Origin of the sequence: Leucobacter denitrificans, from assembly GCF_014396385.1 — a bacterium.
GTDB classification, from domain to species: Bacteria; Actinomycetota; Actinomycetes; order Actinomycetales; family Microbacteriaceae; genus Leucobacter; species Leucobacter denitrificans.
This window is the reverse complement of sequence record NZ_CP060716.1, coordinates 2,009,066-2,025,191: the sequence shown is the minus strand read 5'-3', so window position 1 is coordinate 2,025,191 and position 16,126 is coordinate 2,009,066. Positions and strand designations below refer to the sequence as shown.

The following is a 16,126-nucleotide window of genomic DNA, read 5'->3' as shown; positions in this document are numbered from 1 at the left end:
AGGTAAACAATGCCTGAACTCTTCACCGTGCGGTGCGCGAACGGTCCCCTCACGTTTACGATGAAGACATGCTCCCGCTCGCTGAGTTGCCGAAGCGCCACGGCCTTCCCGAGATCGCAACCACGATTCTCGAAGGCATCGACACCTTCGCGGTCATCTTCGATTCGACGCTGACGCCCGTCTTTGCGAACGCCGCGGCGAGGCGCAGCGAGACAATCAGTGGATCGATGCTGCAGTCGCCCATGTTCATGAATCGGGCGCAGCGCGTGCTCGAAACGGGGGTGCCGTCGAGTCGTGATCCACACCCCGACGACCCGCGAGACACCGTGCGCACGCACCTGATGCGCATCGAGCCAGACCTGATCGTGCTGCTCGCGCAAGACCTTGGCGAGGAGCAGCGACTGAATGCGATGCGCCGCGACTTCATCGCGAATGTGTCGCACGAGCTCAAAACCCCGATCGCCGCGATCGGGCTGCTCTCGGAAGCGGTTCGCGAAGCCGCCGACAACCCGCAACTCGTGCGCGATTTCGCTTCGAGCCTCATCAAAGAGTCGAAGCGACTCGCGAACCTGTCGCAAGACATCATTCAACTCTCAGAAGCTCAGTCACAGCTGCGGCCAGAGTCGCTCGAGAAGGTTCAGCTGCGAACCCTCGTGCGCGAAGAAGTTGAGGCGCACGAGGGCTTTGCCGCGCAGCACGGCGTAAACCTCGTGCTCATCGATGAGTCTGATCCGAAGCGCAAGGCTTCAATTCACGGGCGAGCCAGTGCGCTGGCGAGTGCACTCGCGAACGTGCTGAGCAACGCGATCCGCCACTCCCCCGAAGGCGGCACCGTGAAGGTGCGCATGTCTCATCGCAAACGCAATTTTGCGGTCTCGATCAGGGATAACGGCGAGGGCATCGCCCCCGAGCACCAAGAGCGCATCTTCGAGCGTTTCTACCGCGTCGACACCGCCCGCAGTCGCACCGACGGCGGCACGGGCCTCGGACTGAGCATCGCCCGCCACTCGCTGCGCGCACATGGGGGCGACATCACGCTCCGTTCCGAGGTCGGCAAAGGTGCGCGTTTCACCCTCACGTTTCCACTCGGAGACGCACCGAAAAAGCGACGCGAGAAAAGCGTCAAGCGCGCTCGCAAAGCCCTCAAGCAACTCACCGAAACGAAAGGACACGAGTAGTGGCAGCACACATCCTCCTGGTCGAAGACGAAGAGTCGATCTCTAAGCCACTCGCGTACCTTCTCGAGCGCGAGGGGTACCGGGTCACCGTTGTCGATGATGGATCGGAAGCGGTACGCGCCTTCTTCTCGGGAGGCGCAGACCTCGTGCTGCTCGACCTCATGCTCCCGGGGCTTCCCGGAACCGAGGTGTGCAGGGAGATTCGCCAGCAGTCGCAGGTGCCGATCATCATGCTCACGGCGAAGGATAGCGAGATCGACATCGTTGTTGGGCTTGAGCTCGGCGCAGACGACTACGTGACGAAGCCCTACTCGACACGGGAACTGCTCGCTCGCGTGCGCGCTGCACTCCGTCGTGGGGCCGCGTCAGGCGAGGGTGAGGGCGTCGAGGACGAGGCCGATGCGGCGCTCGAAGAGCACGGGATCCGCCTCGACACCGAACGCCACTCAGTGACCGTGCGCGGAACCGAGATCACGATGCCGCTGCGTGAATTTGAACTTCTTGAGCTGCTCATGCGCCACAGCGGCCGCGTGCTCACACGCGGCCAGCTGATCGACCGCGTGTGGGGCAGCGACTACTACGGCGACACCAAGACGCTCGACGTGCACGTGAAGCGAGTGCGCTCACGCATCGAAGAAGAGCCTGCAAAGCCGAAGCTCATCTCGACCGTGCGCGGTGTGGGCTACCGCTTCGGGTAGCCTCGCCAGCCGTAAGCCCTGAGCCGTCTGCCTTAAAACCTGAGAAGCACCCCACCGTTCAGGTGAAGTGCTTCTCGGGAATTCGATGCGGATCGAGTGTTACTCGGTCTCGGTGGTCGCTTCTGCGTCTGCCTCAGCCTCGGCACCGGCCTCGGCCTCTGCATCAGCTTCGGTCTCGAGCTCAACGTCTTCCACAGCCTCAACCTCGAACATGCTCTGGTCGAGCACGTACTGCTGGTACTCAACGAGCGTGCCGTCGAGCACTGGCACGTACTCGTGCAGGTCGCCCTCGCCGTTGATGGTGAAGAACGCCTCAACGGTCTGACCCGCCTGGAGGTTCGAGAGTGTCGCTACCAGCACTTCTTGGCCCTCTTCGAGATTGCCGAACGAAGTGGTGCCAACAGGTGCCACAAATTCAACGAGTGACGACTCACTGTCGGTCTCGAACGTGATCGATACGCTCGCGGGGGCTTCAGTGTTGTTCACCGCGGTGAACACAACGTTGAAGTTCTCGCCCGACTGATCGGCCACAAGAATGATGTTCCGAAGCGCAACACCCTCGGCCGAGATCTCGACACCGTCGCTTGGCGCGTACTGCACGTTTGTGCCGTTGTGCGCAATGAGGCTGCAGCCGCTCGCGCCTAGCGCGAGCCCAGCTGCCAGTGCGATTGAAGCGGCGATCCGATTCTTCAAGAGGGCCTCCGAGCCATGTAGTTGCTGTGTTTTGCGCGCTATAAACGCACAGACCTGCGCCCATACTATCGCGATGAGCGAACCGCTTGCGACTTAGGTCACCCTTACCTTAGCCCAAGAGCTGTGGTATTCTAGTGGTTGGTTAACAACAAGGAGCAACTCGATGCAATTTGAGGTCGGAGAGACCGTCGTCTACCCTCACCATGGCGCAGCCAAGATCATCGAGGTGAAGAAGCGCAAGCTCGGTGGCGAAGAAAAGCTGTTCCTGAAGCTTCAGGTCGATCAGGGCGATCTCACAATTGAGGTTCCTGCAGAGAACTGCGATCTCGTGGGTGTCCGCGACGTCATTGACCAAGAAGGTCTTGAGCAGGTGTTCGAAGTGCTGCGCACCCCTTTCACCGAAGAACCAACGAACTGGTCACGCCGTTTCAAGGCAAACACCGAAAAGCTCGCCTCGGGCGATGTCATCAAGGTTTCAGAGGTTGTTCGCGACCTGTGGCGCCGAGACCAGGAAGTGCGTTCACTTTCTGCTGGCGAGAAGCGCATGCTCGCAAAGGCCCGCCAGATCCTCGTATCTGAGCTCGCGCTCGCCGAGAAGACCGACGAAGACAAGGCTAACGAAATCCTCGACGAGGTTCTCGCTTCGTAGGTTCCCTGAGTTTTTAGTTACGCAAAGTGCCCGCAGAGTTTTCTGCGGGCACTTTCGTGTTATCTGCTGACCCCCTTTGCTGAGGTTGAGCTGTTCAGTGGTCACTTTGGTGCGCGATCCACACTTTTGAGGCACCAAACTGACCACCGAAGCGAGGTCGGCAGGCGAGAAGGGGCCGAGACGCGAGCAGGGGTGCAGACGCGAGAGGGGTGCGTGATCCGGTGTGGATCACGCACCCCTACTTCAACCTCAGGCTTACGCCCCGAACAGCGCGGGCACGTCGGCCAGTGCAACCTTTTCCTTGGTGCCCGCCGCGCGATCCCACACCTCGGCAAAGCCCTCTGCTGTATCGCGGCCAACAACCACGACACGTGGCACACCGAGCAGCTCGGCATCGCCAAACTTCACGCCTGGAGACACCTTCGGGCGGTCATCGAAGAGCACGTCGGCACCAGCACCCGAGAGCGTTGCAACGAGCGACTCAGCCGTCTCGAAGATCGAGGGGTCTTTGCCGGTAGCGACAACGTGCACATCAAACGGCGCAATCGCTCGAGGCCACACGAGTCCACGCTCGTCGTGATTAAGCTCTGCGAGCACCGCCATGATTCGGGTCACGCCGATGCCATACGACCCCATGGTGACGGTGACGAGCTTTCCGTTCTCGTCGAGCACCTTAAGCCCGAGCGCCTCAGCGTACTTGCGGCCGAGCTGGAACACGTGGCCGATCTCCATGCCGCGCGCGGTCTCGATCGGGCCCGATCCATCGGGCGCAGGGTCGCCATTGCGCACTGAAGCGACATCGACAACACCGTCAGCAACGAAATCACGACCGGCGACGAGGTACGCAACGTGCTTCTCGTCTTCGTTCGCGCCCGTCACCCACGAGGTGCCGTTCACGACACGCGGGTCGACGAGATAACGAATACCCGTTGCGCTCTTGGCGCCGAGCACGGGAGCCCCAGCAGCACCCGGCCCGATGTACCCCTTAACGAGCAAGGGGTGCTTCGCGAAGTCCTCTGGCGTTGCCGGCTCAACCTCGGCGTTCGGGAAGGCAACCTCGACACGCTTCATGTCGACGTCACGATCACCGGGAACACCGATAACCACGAGTTCGCGCGTACCTTCAAGATCAGTAACCGCGAGCACCACATTCTTGAGCGTGTCAGCAGCGTTCCACTCACGACCGTCGGCACGAGTGAGCACGGCGTTGGTGTGCGTGACAAGCGTCTCAATGGTCGGCGTATCTGGCGAGTCAAACACAACAGCCTCGGGCTGGCCCTCGATCGGCGATTCGGCAGGCACGGGCGATTCATATGCCTCGACGTTCGCAGCGTATCCCCCGGCCGAACGCACAAAGGTGTCTTCGCCGATCTCAATGGGGAGCAAGAACTCCTCAGATCGCGATCCACCCATTGCGCCAGCATCGGCCGAAACGATCACGTACTCGAGCCCCAGACGCGCAAAAATGCGTTCGTACGCGTCGCGCTGCGACTGGTAGCTCGCGTCGAGCCCCTCGTCTGAGACATCAAACGAGTACGCATCTTTCATGGTGAACTCGCGCCCGCGCAGTAGGCCCGCGCGCGGCCTAGCCTCGTCGCGGTACTTGTCCTGGATCTGGAAGAGCTGGAGCGGCAAATCTTTGTACGACGTCACAATGTCTTTCACCATGAGCGTGAAAGCCTCTTCGTGCGTGGGTGCGAGCAGGTAGTCGGCACCATGCCGATCCTTCAAACGGAATAGCGCGTCGCCATACTCTTCCCAGCGCCCGGTCGCCTCGTACGGCTCGCGCGGCAGCATGGTCGGGAAGTGCACCTCGTGTGCCCCCGCAGCCGCCATCTCTTCGCGAATAATCTGCTCGATCTTGCCCTTTACGCGCAGCCCGAGCGGCAGCCAGGCGAACACGCCCGGCGCCTGGCGGCGAATATAGCCCGCGCGCAGCAGGAGCTTGTGACTGATGACCTCTGCGTCTGAGGGATCCTCGCGCAGGGTCTTGAGAAAGAATGAACTGAGCCGTGTGATCACCCCACTATCGTAGCCGTAGGCTGGCTTCATGCCCGCGCGTACACTTTCAGATTCGAGGTGGTTCACCTCAATCGGCGTAGTGACGGTGCTCGCAATCGCATCGCTCGCAAGGTTTTGGGCGCTCGCTCAGCCGGGTTCACTGGTGTTCGATGAGCTGTATTATGTGCGCGACGCGATCTCGCAGCTCGCCTACGGTTACCCCACGAATTGGCCCGACGACGACACGCGCATGGGGGCGACGTTCTTGAGTTCCCCCGACTTCGCGGTGCACCCGCCGCTCGGCAAGTGGCTCATTGGCCTCGGGGTTCTCTTGTTCGGCGAGCACTCTGCGTGGGGCTGGCGGTTCGCGGTCGCCGCGTTCGGCGTCGCGACGGTCGGTGTCACGATGCGCCTCGCCTGGCTTATGAGCCGCAATACGTTCATCACGCTCATCGCGGGTCTCGTGCTCGCGGTCGACGGCGTGCACATCACGCTCACCCGCGTGAGTTTGCTCGACGGGTTTCTCACGTTTTTTGTGGTGCTCGGCGCATTGTTCGTCTGGCGCGATCATGTGTGGGTGGTGGATCGCACCACCCCCTCACACCCCGAAGTGCTGTGGTGGCGACCGTGGCTCTTCGCCGCCGCCGTCGCTTTCGGGTGTGCTGCCTCCGTGAAGTGGTCGGGGCTGTATCCCCTCGCGGCGTTCCTCCTGCTCATAACTGCGCGCGACGTGGCCTATCGACTGAGGTCCGCGCGCACGCACGGTGCTTCCCAAGTTCGGGCGTGGGGTCGGGCGCTCTTGCAGGCCGCGGTTGCCGGGCTGATCGCGCTGCCGACTACCCTCGCCATGTACATCGCGAGCTGGTCGGGGTGGATCGTGACCGCGGGCGGCTGGGGTCGCGGGTCTGGTTCGTGGATCAGCGAACTGTGGGCGTACCACGTCGACATCTTCGCGTGGCACTCAACGTTGTCGGCACCGCATCCGTACCGCGCCGATCCGCTCACTTGGCCACTCGCTCTCAGGCCCACGGGCATGTACGAGGCAACCGTCGGCGACGGGTACACGGCCGCGATTTCATCGATACCGAATCCCGTAGTCATCATCGGCGGTGTGGTCGCGCTCATTGTGTTGGCGTGGTGGATCGCGCGCCGCTCATTCCCCGATCGCGTATGGCGCGTGTTCACGCCCGGCACCCTGGTGTTTACGTCGGCGTTCGTGCTCACCGGGTATCTCTCGGGGTGGATCCCGTGGATCCTCACGTTTTCGCGACCCGCAGTGTTTCAGTTTTATGCGGTCGTGCTCACTCCGTTTGCGGCGATCGCGATCGCGTTGGTCATTGGTGAATGGTGCAGGCTGTTGCCCCGAGCACGCGGTGGGCGTGATGCCAACCTCATCGGTGAGTCCGGCGAGTCTGGTCTGAACGGTGAGCCAGGTGAGGTCGCTTCTGAGGACGCATCTGGGTCCACCGTAGGCCCCGATGCAGAAGTTTTGCTCGGGCGTCGCCTTGCGGCCGCACTCTTCATTGCGGCGGCGCTCATCCTCGCGGTGCTCTTCTTCCCTGTGTGGTCTGGTGAGCCGATTCCAAACTGGTTCTGGCACTGGCACCACTGGCTGCCGGGGTGGGACTAATTAGAGCAACCGCTTGCTCAGCGCCCATGCCGTGAGCTCGTGGCGGTTCGAGAGCTGCAGCTTGCGCAGCACGCTCGACACGTGGGTCTCGACGGTCTTAATTGAGAGAAACAGCTCGGCCGCGACTTCTTTGTAGGCATAGCCGCGCGCGATCATGCGCATGACTTCTTGCTCGCGCGCGGTCAACCGGTCGAGTTCGTCATCTGCTGCGGCCGTTTCGCCACCCCCGGTGCCGAAAGCGTCGAGCACGAACCCCGCCAGTCGTGGCGAGAACACCGCGTCGCCGTCGCGCACTCGAATTGCGGCCTGGGTGACCTCCGAACCAGACGCGGTCTTGGTGAGGTAGCCGCGAGCCCCAGCACGAATCACACTCACAACGTCGTCAGCAGCGTCTGACACGCTGAGCGCGAGAAATCGTGTGTCGGCGAGACTCGGGTCTGCCGCCAACCGCTGCAGCACCTCGGCACCGCCCCCGCCCGATCCACCAGGAAGGTGAACGTCGAGCAGCACCACCGCAGGCTTCAGAGCGGGAATGACCGAAACCGCCTCGTCTACCGTTGCGGCTTCGCCGACAACATCGACCTCTGGACCAAGTTCGGCACGCAAGCCTGTGCGAAAAATCTGATGGTCGTCGACGATGACTACGGAAATCGGGGAATCGCTCATACTGTGCCTCCTGAGGCTTCTGGCACTGAGACATGCTCCCGAGGCATCTCAAGCCGTATAGATGTTCCGGTGCCACCGGGGCCTGCAACGATGTTTGCCGAGCCACCCGCTCGTGACATTCGTCCGAGAATCGACTCGCGCACCCCCATGCGCCCGTCTGGTAGCGCATTGAGGTCGAGGCCCGGCCCTCGATCTGTCACATCGATTGCCACGCGGTAGGGCGAGACCTCTGCGTATACCGTCACGTTCCCTCCAGCGTGGCGCGCAGCATTGAGCATGGCCTCTTTGGCTGCTGCAACAATCGCTTCGGGTGCGACGACCTCTTCGCCAACGCTCACCGTTTCGAAGCGCACCGCGTGGTCGTTCTCGAGCACCGCCGCATGAGCCCGCAACTCTGACGCGAGCGATTCCCGAGGAGTCTGCGCGCCGCCGTCACCCGCACGGAACAGCCAATCACGCAGCTCACGCTCCTGGCCTCTCGCGAGGCGAGCGACCTCGCTGCCGGGCTCTGATCGCTGCTGAATGAGCGCGAGGGTCTGAAGCACTGAGTCGTGTAGGTGCGCTGCAATTTCTGAGCGTTCTGCCTCGCGTGCGTGACCAGCACGCTCGGCAATGAGCTCGCGGTTCAGCCTCAGCAACCAAGGCGCAATCGCGAGTGCGACCCCGGCGAGCACAGCGAGTGCGGCAGTAATGACAGTCCAGGTGCTCGGTGCATCTGAGGTCACAAAAAACATGAGCACACCGACCGCGACGAGCGCGAGCGCGGCGAGAACTCGCGGCAGCTGGTTGCGGTCTGGTCGCTCGCGATCTGCAATTTGCCACCAGGTGAGGCCAACGCCGACGAGCACTGCGAGCCCTGGCAAGATGACCGTGAGCTGCAGTTCGACCCCGAGCTGCTGCAACACGAGCAGAACCCCGACGAGCACTAGACAAGTGCCGAGCAGCAACTCTGCAACCGGCCACTTCGTGCGTCGCTGTGGCGCCTCCGCCGCGTGTGTGGCCGCGGGCGGCTCGCCAGACGCAGATGCCACCCGAACCGGCACAGAAGAAGTCGGCACAGAAAAATCCGGCGTAGAACGCGTTTCACGTGTTTGCGGGCCTAGCTGGTCGACCCGATCCTCCCGCAGGGGCGCCGCCGAATACGACGTTTGCCCGGTTGCGGGCTTCGTGAGTGCGCGCCGCAACGGAACAATGCCGTCTGTTTCTCCTTCTGGTGGAACCGTGATCCACAACCAGACATAGAACAACCCACCAGCCCCACCGAGCAATGCGAAGATCAACATCGCAATGCGCACCCCAAGCACCGGAAAACCGAGGTGAGTAGCGAGACCACCACACACGCCGGCGAGCATGCGCTCGTCGCTCGCGCGCGTGAGCGGCAGTCTGTCGGCAGCCGGAGTCGTCATGCTTCTATCAAAGCATTAGGCTCCGACATTCACACGCCTCAGGGAACCAAACCAGGGTGGGCTCAGGGTGATCCCTGATGGTGTGCGCGCAAAATTCCCAGCACACTCGAAGTATGAACGAACAAACTCCATCCTCAGGTGCCGGGCAGGCACCCTTTGGCTCGGGCTTTTTCAATTGGCTTCGTGGCCTTCGAATCGAGCGCGGCTCAGACCGTTGGTTCGCCGGCGTGGCAGGCGGAATTGCGCAGCGTGCCGGTATCGATCCACTGATCGTACGCGGAATTTTCGTGGTACTCGCCCTGCTCGGCGGCCCGGGTATTCTGCTCTACCTCGCCGGATGGCTGCTGCTGCCGGGCGGCAACGGGCGGATTCACCTCGAGGAGGTCTTCCGGGGGCGAGGCGGGACCGCGGCGGTCGTCGTAACTGTCGCGGTCGGAGCGATCATCGTGCTTCCATTCCTGTTCGGTACGCCGTTTGGGAGCTGGAGCCTGTGGAATGTACTGGGCATACCTGAGTGGCTGTCGACACTGACGATTGTTTTGGTATGGATCGTGGCCGTGACTGCGGCAATCATTCTCGCCGGTCAGCTGTTCCTGAAACACGGGCGAAAGGTGCGCGACGAGGAACGTCTCTCTACCGACGAGCACGTCACGAGCGAAGGATCCACCGCAAACGCGGGACCCGCTGCGAGCGCGAGCTACACCACGAACCCGGGACACACGGCTAGCGATGCACCCACGAGTGACTTTGGGCAGCGATTTACCGCGCAGGCAAACGACCTCGGTGAGCGGATCTCCGCGAGCGCGAGCGAATTCAGTGAGCGCGCGAGCAAGTGGGGTGAAGACATCGGAAAGCAGACCGATGAGTGGAGCGCGCGTTTCGCGGAGCAACACGATACCTACCGCCTCGGTGCAGCTCACGTCGTCATCACCCTCGCATTTGCGCTGCTCGCAGCGGGAGGGGCAGCTCTGTGGACGCTGAACAACGGAGTCTTCGGGGCCAATCCCAACAACCTGAATGTGGTCATTGCCGCAACGCTCGGCGCAACAGTGGTGTTCGCGATCTCGCTCATTATTGCGGGCATTCGTGGGCGTCACACCGGATGGGTAGGCTTCCTCGCGTTCTGTGGTGTCGTCGCACTCATCGCAACGACGATTGTGCCGTGGGGTTCGCGGTTCCAGCCGTTTGGGATCATGGAGGTTGGGAACGAGGCGCCCGGCGCCGTGCTGATCGCGGGATCGTCTCGTGTGCACGTCGACGAATTCTCTGCCAGTTCCAGCTTCGACGACGTCCAGGTGTGGCACCTCGCTGGCAACTCTGTTGTGACGGTGCCTGACGATGAACCTGTGGTGGTTACGGTAAATCTGCTCGCCGGCAATATATCTGGTCCATCGCTCTCTGGTGGATCGGGTTACAGCGCAGGCCCGTTCCTCAGTCGCACGTTCGATCTCACCGAGGGCAAGACGGCTGCAGCCCACGTGACCGTCTACATGCTCGGCGGAAATGTTCGCGTCGAGTACCCAGACGGATTGCAGACCACGCGCTCACTGCTGCGATCCATCGCGGAAGACCAGGCAGAACTCAACGAGCTGGCTGATCCCGCGCTCTCACTTTCTGAACGTTTGCCCGCAGAGGAGTACGCACGATGAACACCGAACCACTCACACCACCGGAGCCAGAGCAGTACGGCGAGGCGCCGACTCCACCGGCGCCGCCCGCGACTGAAGCCGCAAACACTGTCCCCACGACACCAATGCCCGAGCAACGGGCCGCAGCTGCCACAGACTCCACCGCGGCTGCACCACTCGCTGCAGACTCGAAGCGGACCACAAAACCAACCCCGCGCACGAGTCCAATCGTCTGGGGCTCGCTGATCCTCGTGTTCTGCGCCTACGTCTTTGTGCGCACTGAGGGCTGGTCGGTCGACACGACTACCTGGCTCATCACGACCATCATTGGCGTCGGTGCGCTGCTGCTCGTCGTTGGAATCGCTGTGCTACTTCGAAACTCTCGGCAGAACCGATAAGCGTTCTACTGCATGACCTTCGGGATAGGGCGCGTTTCGGCAGCGAGCCAGTGAAGCGGGATCTCAATCACCACTCGAGTGCCACCACCTGAGTCGGCACCCCACGAAATCGATCCACCCAACTCGCCCTCAATGAGGGTGCGCACAATCTGAGTGCCGAGTCCATCACCGACGGTTCCGCCGGGGAGGCCAGTGCCGGTGTCGATGACCTCGACGCCGAGCCGCTCCGGCGTGCGATCTGCCCGAATGAACACCTCGCCCTCGCGGCCCGCAAGCCCATGTTCGACCGCGTTCGTCACCACCTCGGTGAGCGCGAGCGCGAGCGGTGTCGCGTATTCAGATGGCAGCTCTCCAAAACTGCCCTCCTTGCGCGGGTGCACCGTCGTGCCGTGCAGCGAGGCGACCTCGGCGGCAAGTCCGAGCACGCGCTCGAAGACCACGTCAAAATCGACGATCTGAGCGAGGCCAGTCGACAGCGTGTCGTGCACGACCGCGATCGCGGCAACGCGACGCATTGCCTGACCGAGCACCTGTTTCGCTTCTTCGGAACGCGCGCGGCGCGCCTGCACCCGCAGTAGCGAAGCCACAGTCTGCAGATTGTTCTTCACGCGATGGTGGATCTCACGGATCGTCGCGTCTTTCGTAATGAGCTCTTGCGCCTGCTGGCGAAGGTCGCTCACGTCACGCGTAAGCACGACGCCGCCGACCCGCTCACCATTGCGGTACACGGGGATCGATCGCAGTGCGATCGAGTGACCGCGCACAAACACCTCGGTGCGCTTCGCAACCTTGCCCTGGCAAATGAGCGGCAGCGACTCATTGGTGTCGAACTGGCCTTTCAGTATCTCCTGCACCACCTCGGAGAAGTTCTGGTCTTCGATCTCGTCGCGGTACCCGAGCAGCGTAAAGGTGGTCTGCGTGTTTGGGCTCACGAACGTTGCAACGCCTTCGAGGTTCACCCGCACAAGACCGTCTGTTGCCCTCGGCGCGCCCTGTTGGCCCCCCGCGCCTCCGGGAGTGGGAAACGCGCCGGTCTGGATCATGCCGAACAAATCTGTCGACACCTCGCGGAATGCAGCGGCGATTCGCGATGCGTGCTGCACATCGTTCGCACTCGTGTGCACCGTCGCGACCGCAATCGGCCCGATCACCGCGCCAGAAGCATCGCGACGGCTGATCGAATAGGCAGTGAGCCTCATCGGGTTCTCTTCATACCAAGCTGGTGACGTCGATGCCGCTGGCTGCCCTGTCTCAAGCGCCTTATCCACAACTTCGCGCCAGTCGGGGCGCAGAAAATCGCCAATGATGTCTCTATAAAACAGCGTGACGTACCCGGTCGGGCGGCTGTGCGCGACCGCGAGGTAATCCTCGTTCTCAGTCGGCACCCAGATCACCACATCGCTGAGTGCGACGTCTGCAAGTAGCGGGAGCTCAAGCGCGAGGTGTTCAAGCCAGGCGAGCTCCTCTTCGGTGAGTTCCGAGTACTTGGTTGCGAGATTACGAAGAGTTGCCACGGCACAAGCCTAAAGCACCTTTTGAACCGCGCGGAGCGTTCGATACAGCTTTACACAGGTCGAAAAGTACCTGGCGGTATTGAACACTTGACGCTGGCAAAGTGCAGACACGTAACGTTGTGCCTCACACCAAGGTTCTGCGTGGGGATGAACCGTCCATCACCTATTTAGAAAGCAGTGCAATGAGTGCCGTTGCCCTCCGAGTCCCCGCGAATTCCTTTGAGCTCGTTGAGGTTCAGACTCCCCCACCACCAATACTGCGTGCGGTTGAGTCTCACGAACCACGCGAACCGCACGATTCCCCCGGGCCCTGCGATTCCCCCAGGGCGGCAGACACTAACCTCGCACGAACGCCACTTCGCCCTTCCCTTTCAGAAACCACCATTAGCAAGATCGCGATTTTCGCATTCGAGGCTGTGGAGGGCACGAGAAGCGTCAGCCAGCTTGGAAGGTGGATCTCGTACAACGTCTCCCAAGAACTCTCGCAATACCGTGCACTAACCATCGAACGTCGTTCGCTCTATCGTGATTCGCGCAGGCATGTTCCGTCAGTGCGCCGTGTGCGCACCTCACAGCCAACGCGGCGGGTCATCGAGGCTACCGTGCTCGTCGACGTTTCTGGGCGTTGCCGCGCTATCGCACTCCGATTCGAGCAGACGCGCAATCGCTGGCAGGCCACTTCGATCACGATTCTGTAGTTCGCCATATCGAACTCCGAGCATCGCCTAGGCGAGGTCAAACTGAGGCTACTCCCTCTCCGCGCACTGTTGTTAGCGTTAAGGTTTGCGCAGCATATTTGCCGCGTGTTGACACACGAAAGAGGACACGGTGAACAACGTTCACGAGCCGCACGACATCGCGCGGCCGCACGACTACGACCATCATCATTCAGACACTTCGTCGGGTTGGTTGCGCGCCACGGTGTTTGGCGCCATGGACGGACTGGTATCGAACAGTGGTCTCATTGCGGGCATCGCAGCAGCCGGAGCATCGAATCCGATCGTGGCAATTACCGGCATTTCGGGCCTTATCGCGGGCGCTGTTTCTATGGCCCTCGGCGAGTTCACCTCCGTGCGAACCGCAAACGAGCAACTCGATGCAGAGGTGCGTACCGAACGAGAAGCCCACGCGCGCAACCCCGAGGGCGAGCAGGCCGAACTGACCGCACTGTTCACTCGAGTCGGTATGAGCGCAGAAATCGCGAACCTCGCCGCAGCGCAGGTGCACAAGAACGACGAGCGCGCCGTTCGCGTGCACATCACCCACGAGCTGGGCCTCAATCTTGAGGAACGACCTTCGCCCCTCGTCGCAGCAGTTTCGTCGTTCCTATCATTCGCAATTGGAGCATTCATTCCGATCATCCCGTTCGTGTTCGGCTTCGGGAATCTCTGGATCGGCCTCGCATTCGGTGGCGTTGGGTTACTTGTCGCTGGCGGTCTCGCAGCAGTCACCACCAAACATAACTGGCTCTGGGGATCTGTAAGACAGTTAATCTTCGGGGGAATCGCCGTAGCCGCGACGTACACAATCGGTACGCTGCTCGGCGTCTCTGAAATCGGCTAACGTGCTGCTCGCTTCGAGCGCGTAAGCTGTACGCGTGCCAAATCAGGAGTTCGTCAACGCTGTACTTGCGGTGGTCGAACGAATTCCGAGCGGGCGCGTGATGACCTATGGTGACGTTGGAATCGCGATTGGGTCAGAGGCACCGCGCGCCGTCGGCCGCGTCATGGCGCTCTACGGTCACGCGGTGGCCTGGTGGCGAGTCGTGCCTGCAAGTGGGCTTCCTCCACAGGGGCACGCGAGGCTTGCGCTGCCCCACTACCGCGAGGAGGGAACACCGCTTCGTCGCGTCGCATCACCAGATGACTACCGAATCGCACTCTCATCGGCCAGGCTCCCCTACACGCACGAAATTTACGCGGAGGTCGCATTTTGAGCGAGCAGTCCCCGATCCGCCTCGGATTCACACGCGGTATCTCACCGAGCAAGTGGGCTCAGCGCTGGAAGCGGGCCGTTCCAGAGCGCGCGCTCGAGCTCATTCCGTTTGAGCGACCCTACGGCCTTGCGACGCGAGGAGACGCCGCCACTGCGGACATGCAGCTTGCCAGGTATGCACCAGGCGAGCGTCCGGCGCAGATGGATGATCACGGGAACCGCACGCATCACGCAATCTTGCTCTACGAAGAGTCGATTGCACTCGTTCTGCCGCATGATCATGAGCTTGCCGAGCAGACGGAGATCCACGAAGGCGACCTCGCACTTATTACGATCATCGACCACCCGAATCACGCCCCCGGCTGGCCCGCGGCAAAACCTTGGGAGAACCCCGAGTGGAAACCCAAGCACCTACCAGCCGCACTCGAGCTTGTAGCAACGGGCGCTGGCGGCCTACTCGCACCGCTGCCGCTCGCGCGGCATCTCTCAAACAAGCGCGACCATGCGCTACTGCAGCTCGTCAGTGATGCGCCGATTGCTGGCACCACCATCTGGGCCGTTTGGGGTGTGGATCGGGACTCCCCCTACCTTCAGCAGCTCGCTGGCATTATGCGGGGCCGCACCGCGAATTCGTCTCGGCGACTCCGAGAAGATGAATCTGGCGGTACCGTGAAACGCGAGCCCGAGCAAAAATTTCGGCAGCCACAGGCGAAGAAAAAGCAGCCGCTTAAGCCCAATTCTCGAGGCGCACAGCTTGCGGCAGCACGCGAGAAAGCTGAGCGTGCGAAGGCCGCCAAACGCAAAGCTAAGAAGCGGCGTTAGAGCTCGCTTGCTGCCACATCGAACGTGCCGCACATCGTGGGCCCCTGTTCGTAGCCGGTCATGAACCACTTCTGGCGCTGCTCGGAAGAGCCGTGGGTGAATCGGTCTGGATCTACCTGCATTCCCGCGTTCTCCATAATACTGTCGTCGCCGACCGCTGCCGCAGCACTCAGCGCATCGTCAATCTGGGACTGTGTAATCGGCTGCAGAAAAGGTACGCCACTGTCATCTGTGATGGTTTGAGCCGCTCCCACCCAGGCACCCGCGAAGCAGTCGGCCTGTAGTTCGAGTCGCACAGACCCCGAGGTGGCCCCCGACTCACGACCGGCCTGGTCAAGTGAGCCAATCAGGTTCGAAATGTGGTGACCCCATTCGTGGGCGAGCACGTACATTTCAGACAGCGAGCCTCCCGTTGCACCGTAGTTGCTTCGCAGAGTCTCGAAGAACGAGACATCAACGTAAATCGCTTCCTCGGGCGGGCAATAGAACGGCCCGGTCGCGGCAGAGGCTGTGCCGCACTGCGACTGCGTTGATCCGCTAAAGAGCACAACGGGTGCAGGTGCACGGTAGTTATTCACCTGCGAAGCCCAGTAACGATTGAGTGAGTCGCTCGCGGCGGCCATGCGGCATTCCTGGTTATCGTTGGCGTCTTTGCCTGATTTACAGTTATCAAGCGCCACGACCTCTTCGCTCGACGATCCACCGCCTGCGCTACTGAACCCAGTTGCGAGGCCGGTGAGATCGACACCGAGCAATTGCGAGCCGATGAACAGGATGACGAGCAGCCCGATGCTGCCGCCGCCGACCGCGAGGCCGCCGCGGCGCGCGCCACCGCTTCGCTTCTGCACGTGACTCGTATCGACACGCACGTTGTCGTTAAACGTCATGCTCGAACTTTACCGCGTCAG

General features: G+C 61.8%; 16 protein-coding genes. 10 read left to right on the top strand and 6 right to left on the bottom strand.

The window, feature by feature from the left end; all coding sequences use genetic code 11:
- Positions 1–68 precede the first annotated feature (68 nt).
- Both H9L06_RS09760 and H9L06_RS09755 read left to right on the top strand, forming a co-directional pair.
- Positions 69–1,178 carry a sensor histidine kinase gene (locus H9L06_RS09760; protein WP_187554991.1) on the top strand — a complete coding sequence of 370 codons (1,110 nt, stop codon included), beginning with the start codon at positions 69–71 and terminating at the stop codon, positions 1,176–1,178.
- A complete protein-coding gene (locus tag H9L06_RS09755) occupies positions 1,178–1,876 on the top strand; it encodes a response regulator transcription factor (RefSeq protein WP_187554990.1) in 699 nt (232 codons plus the stop codon). Before H9L06_RS09760 ends, H9L06_RS09755 begins: the two co-directional genes overlap by 1 nt.
- A gap of 99 nt (positions 1,877–1,975) precedes the next feature.
- On the opposite strand, the gene H9L06_RS09750 is transcribed toward H9L06_RS09755, so the two are convergent.
- On the bottom strand, positions 1,976–2,569 hold the full coding sequence (locus H9L06_RS09750) for a DNA modification methylase (protein WP_187554989.1): 594 nt from the start codon (positions 2,567–2,569) through the stop codon (positions 1,976–1,978).
- Positions 2,570–2,732: 163 nt separating this feature from the next.
- Here H9L06_RS09750 and H9L06_RS09745 point away from each other — a divergent pair, with 163 nt between their 5' ends.
- Positions 2,733–3,218, top strand: a complete 486-nt coding sequence (locus tag H9L06_RS09745; RefSeq protein ID WP_187554988.1) for a CarD family transcriptional regulator — start codon at positions 2,733–2,735, stop codon at positions 3,216–3,218.
- A gap of 255 nt (positions 3,219–3,473) precedes the next feature.
- On the opposite strand, the gene H9L06_RS09740 is transcribed toward H9L06_RS09745, so the two are convergent.
- A complete protein-coding gene (locus tag H9L06_RS09740; RefSeq protein WP_187554987.1) occupies positions 3,474–5,240 on the bottom strand; it encodes a proline--tRNA ligase in 1,767 nt (588 codons plus the stop codon).
- A gap of 28 nt (positions 5,241–5,268) precedes the next feature.
- Here H9L06_RS09740 and H9L06_RS09735 point away from each other — a divergent pair, with 28 nt between their 5' ends.
- A complete protein-coding gene (locus H9L06_RS09735) occupies positions 5,269–6,849 on the top strand; it encodes a phospholipid carrier-dependent glycosyltransferase (protein ID WP_246454367.1) in 1,581 nt (526 codons plus the stop codon).
- Here the strand turns inward: H9L06_RS09735 and H9L06_RS09730 are convergent, their stop codons facing one another.
- Together H9L06_RS09730 and H9L06_RS09725 are read right to left on the bottom strand one after the other, a co-directional pair.
- Complete coding sequence (locus H9L06_RS09730; protein ID WP_187554986.1) at positions 6,850–7,515, bottom strand: LuxR C-terminal-related transcriptional regulator; 666 nt, start codon at positions 7,513–7,515, stop codon at positions 6,850–6,852.
- Positions 7,512–8,921, bottom strand: coding sequence for an ATP-binding protein (locus H9L06_RS09725; RefSeq protein WP_187554985.1), 1,410 nt, complete (start codon positions 8,919–8,921; stop codon positions 7,512–7,514). The genes H9L06_RS09730 and H9L06_RS09725 overlap by 4 nt, the downstream gene beginning before the upstream one ends.
- 113 nt (positions 8,922–9,034) lie before the next feature.
- On the opposite strand from H9L06_RS09725, the gene H9L06_RS09720 reads away from it, so the two are divergent.
- Together H9L06_RS09720 and H9L06_RS09715 are read left to right on the top strand one after the other, a co-directional pair.
- The gene (locus H9L06_RS09720; protein ID WP_187554984.1) at positions 9,035–10,570 is read left to right on the top strand and encodes a PspC domain-containing protein; all 1,536 of its coding nucleotides are present in this window, start codon (positions 9,035–9,037) and stop codon (positions 10,568–10,570) included.
- The gene (locus H9L06_RS09715) at positions 10,567–10,947 is read left to right on the top strand and encodes a hypothetical protein (protein ID WP_187554983.1); all 381 of its coding nucleotides are present in this window, start codon (positions 10,567–10,569) and stop codon (positions 10,945–10,947) included. Before H9L06_RS09720 ends, H9L06_RS09715 begins: the two co-directional genes overlap by 4 nt.
- 5 nt (positions 10,948–10,952) lie before the next feature.
- On the opposite strand, the gene H9L06_RS09710 is transcribed toward H9L06_RS09715, so the two are convergent.
- Positions 10,953–12,461 carry a sensor histidine kinase gene (locus tag H9L06_RS09710; protein ID WP_187554982.1) on the bottom strand — a complete coding sequence of 503 codons (1,509 nt, stop codon included), beginning with the start codon at positions 12,459–12,461 and terminating at the stop codon, positions 10,953–10,955.
- 416 nt (positions 12,462–12,877) lie between these two features.
- Between H9L06_RS09710 and H9L06_RS11855 the strand changes: the two genes are divergently transcribed.
- The 4 genes from H9L06_RS11855 to H9L06_RS09690 all read left to right on the top strand — a co-directional run bounded on the left by H9L06_RS11855 (position 12,878) and on the right by H9L06_RS09690 (position 15,218).
- Positions 12,878–13,159, top strand: a complete 282-nt coding sequence (locus tag H9L06_RS11855) for an Rv3235 family protein (RefSeq protein WP_187554981.1) — start codon at positions 12,878–12,880, stop codon at positions 13,157–13,159.
- 130 nt (positions 13,160–13,289) lie between these two features.
- Positions 13,290–14,024, top strand: a complete 735-nt coding sequence (locus H9L06_RS09700; RefSeq protein WP_187554980.1) for a VIT1/CCC1 transporter family protein — start codon at positions 13,290–13,292, stop codon at positions 14,022–14,024.
- Positions 14,025–14,058: 34 nt separating this feature from the next.
- Positions 14,059–14,397, top strand: coding sequence for an MGMT family protein (locus H9L06_RS09695; RefSeq protein WP_187554979.1), 339 nt, complete (start codon positions 14,059–14,061; stop codon positions 14,395–14,397).
- Positions 14,394–15,218 carry a LysR substrate-binding domain-containing protein gene (locus H9L06_RS09690; protein WP_246454366.1) on the top strand — a complete coding sequence of 275 codons (825 nt, stop codon included), beginning with the start codon at positions 14,394–14,396 and terminating at the stop codon, positions 15,216–15,218. Before H9L06_RS09695 ends, H9L06_RS09690 begins: the two co-directional genes overlap by 4 nt.
- On the opposite strand, the gene ypfJ is transcribed toward H9L06_RS09690, so the two are convergent.
- Complete coding sequence (gene ypfJ, locus H9L06_RS09685; RefSeq protein ID WP_187554978.1) at positions 15,215–16,105, bottom strand: KPN_02809 family neutral zinc metallopeptidase; 891 nt, start codon at positions 16,103–16,105, stop codon at positions 15,215–15,217. The genes H9L06_RS09690 and ypfJ overlap by 4 nt on opposite strands.
- Between the last annotated feature and the right edge of the window lie 21 nt (positions 16,106–16,126).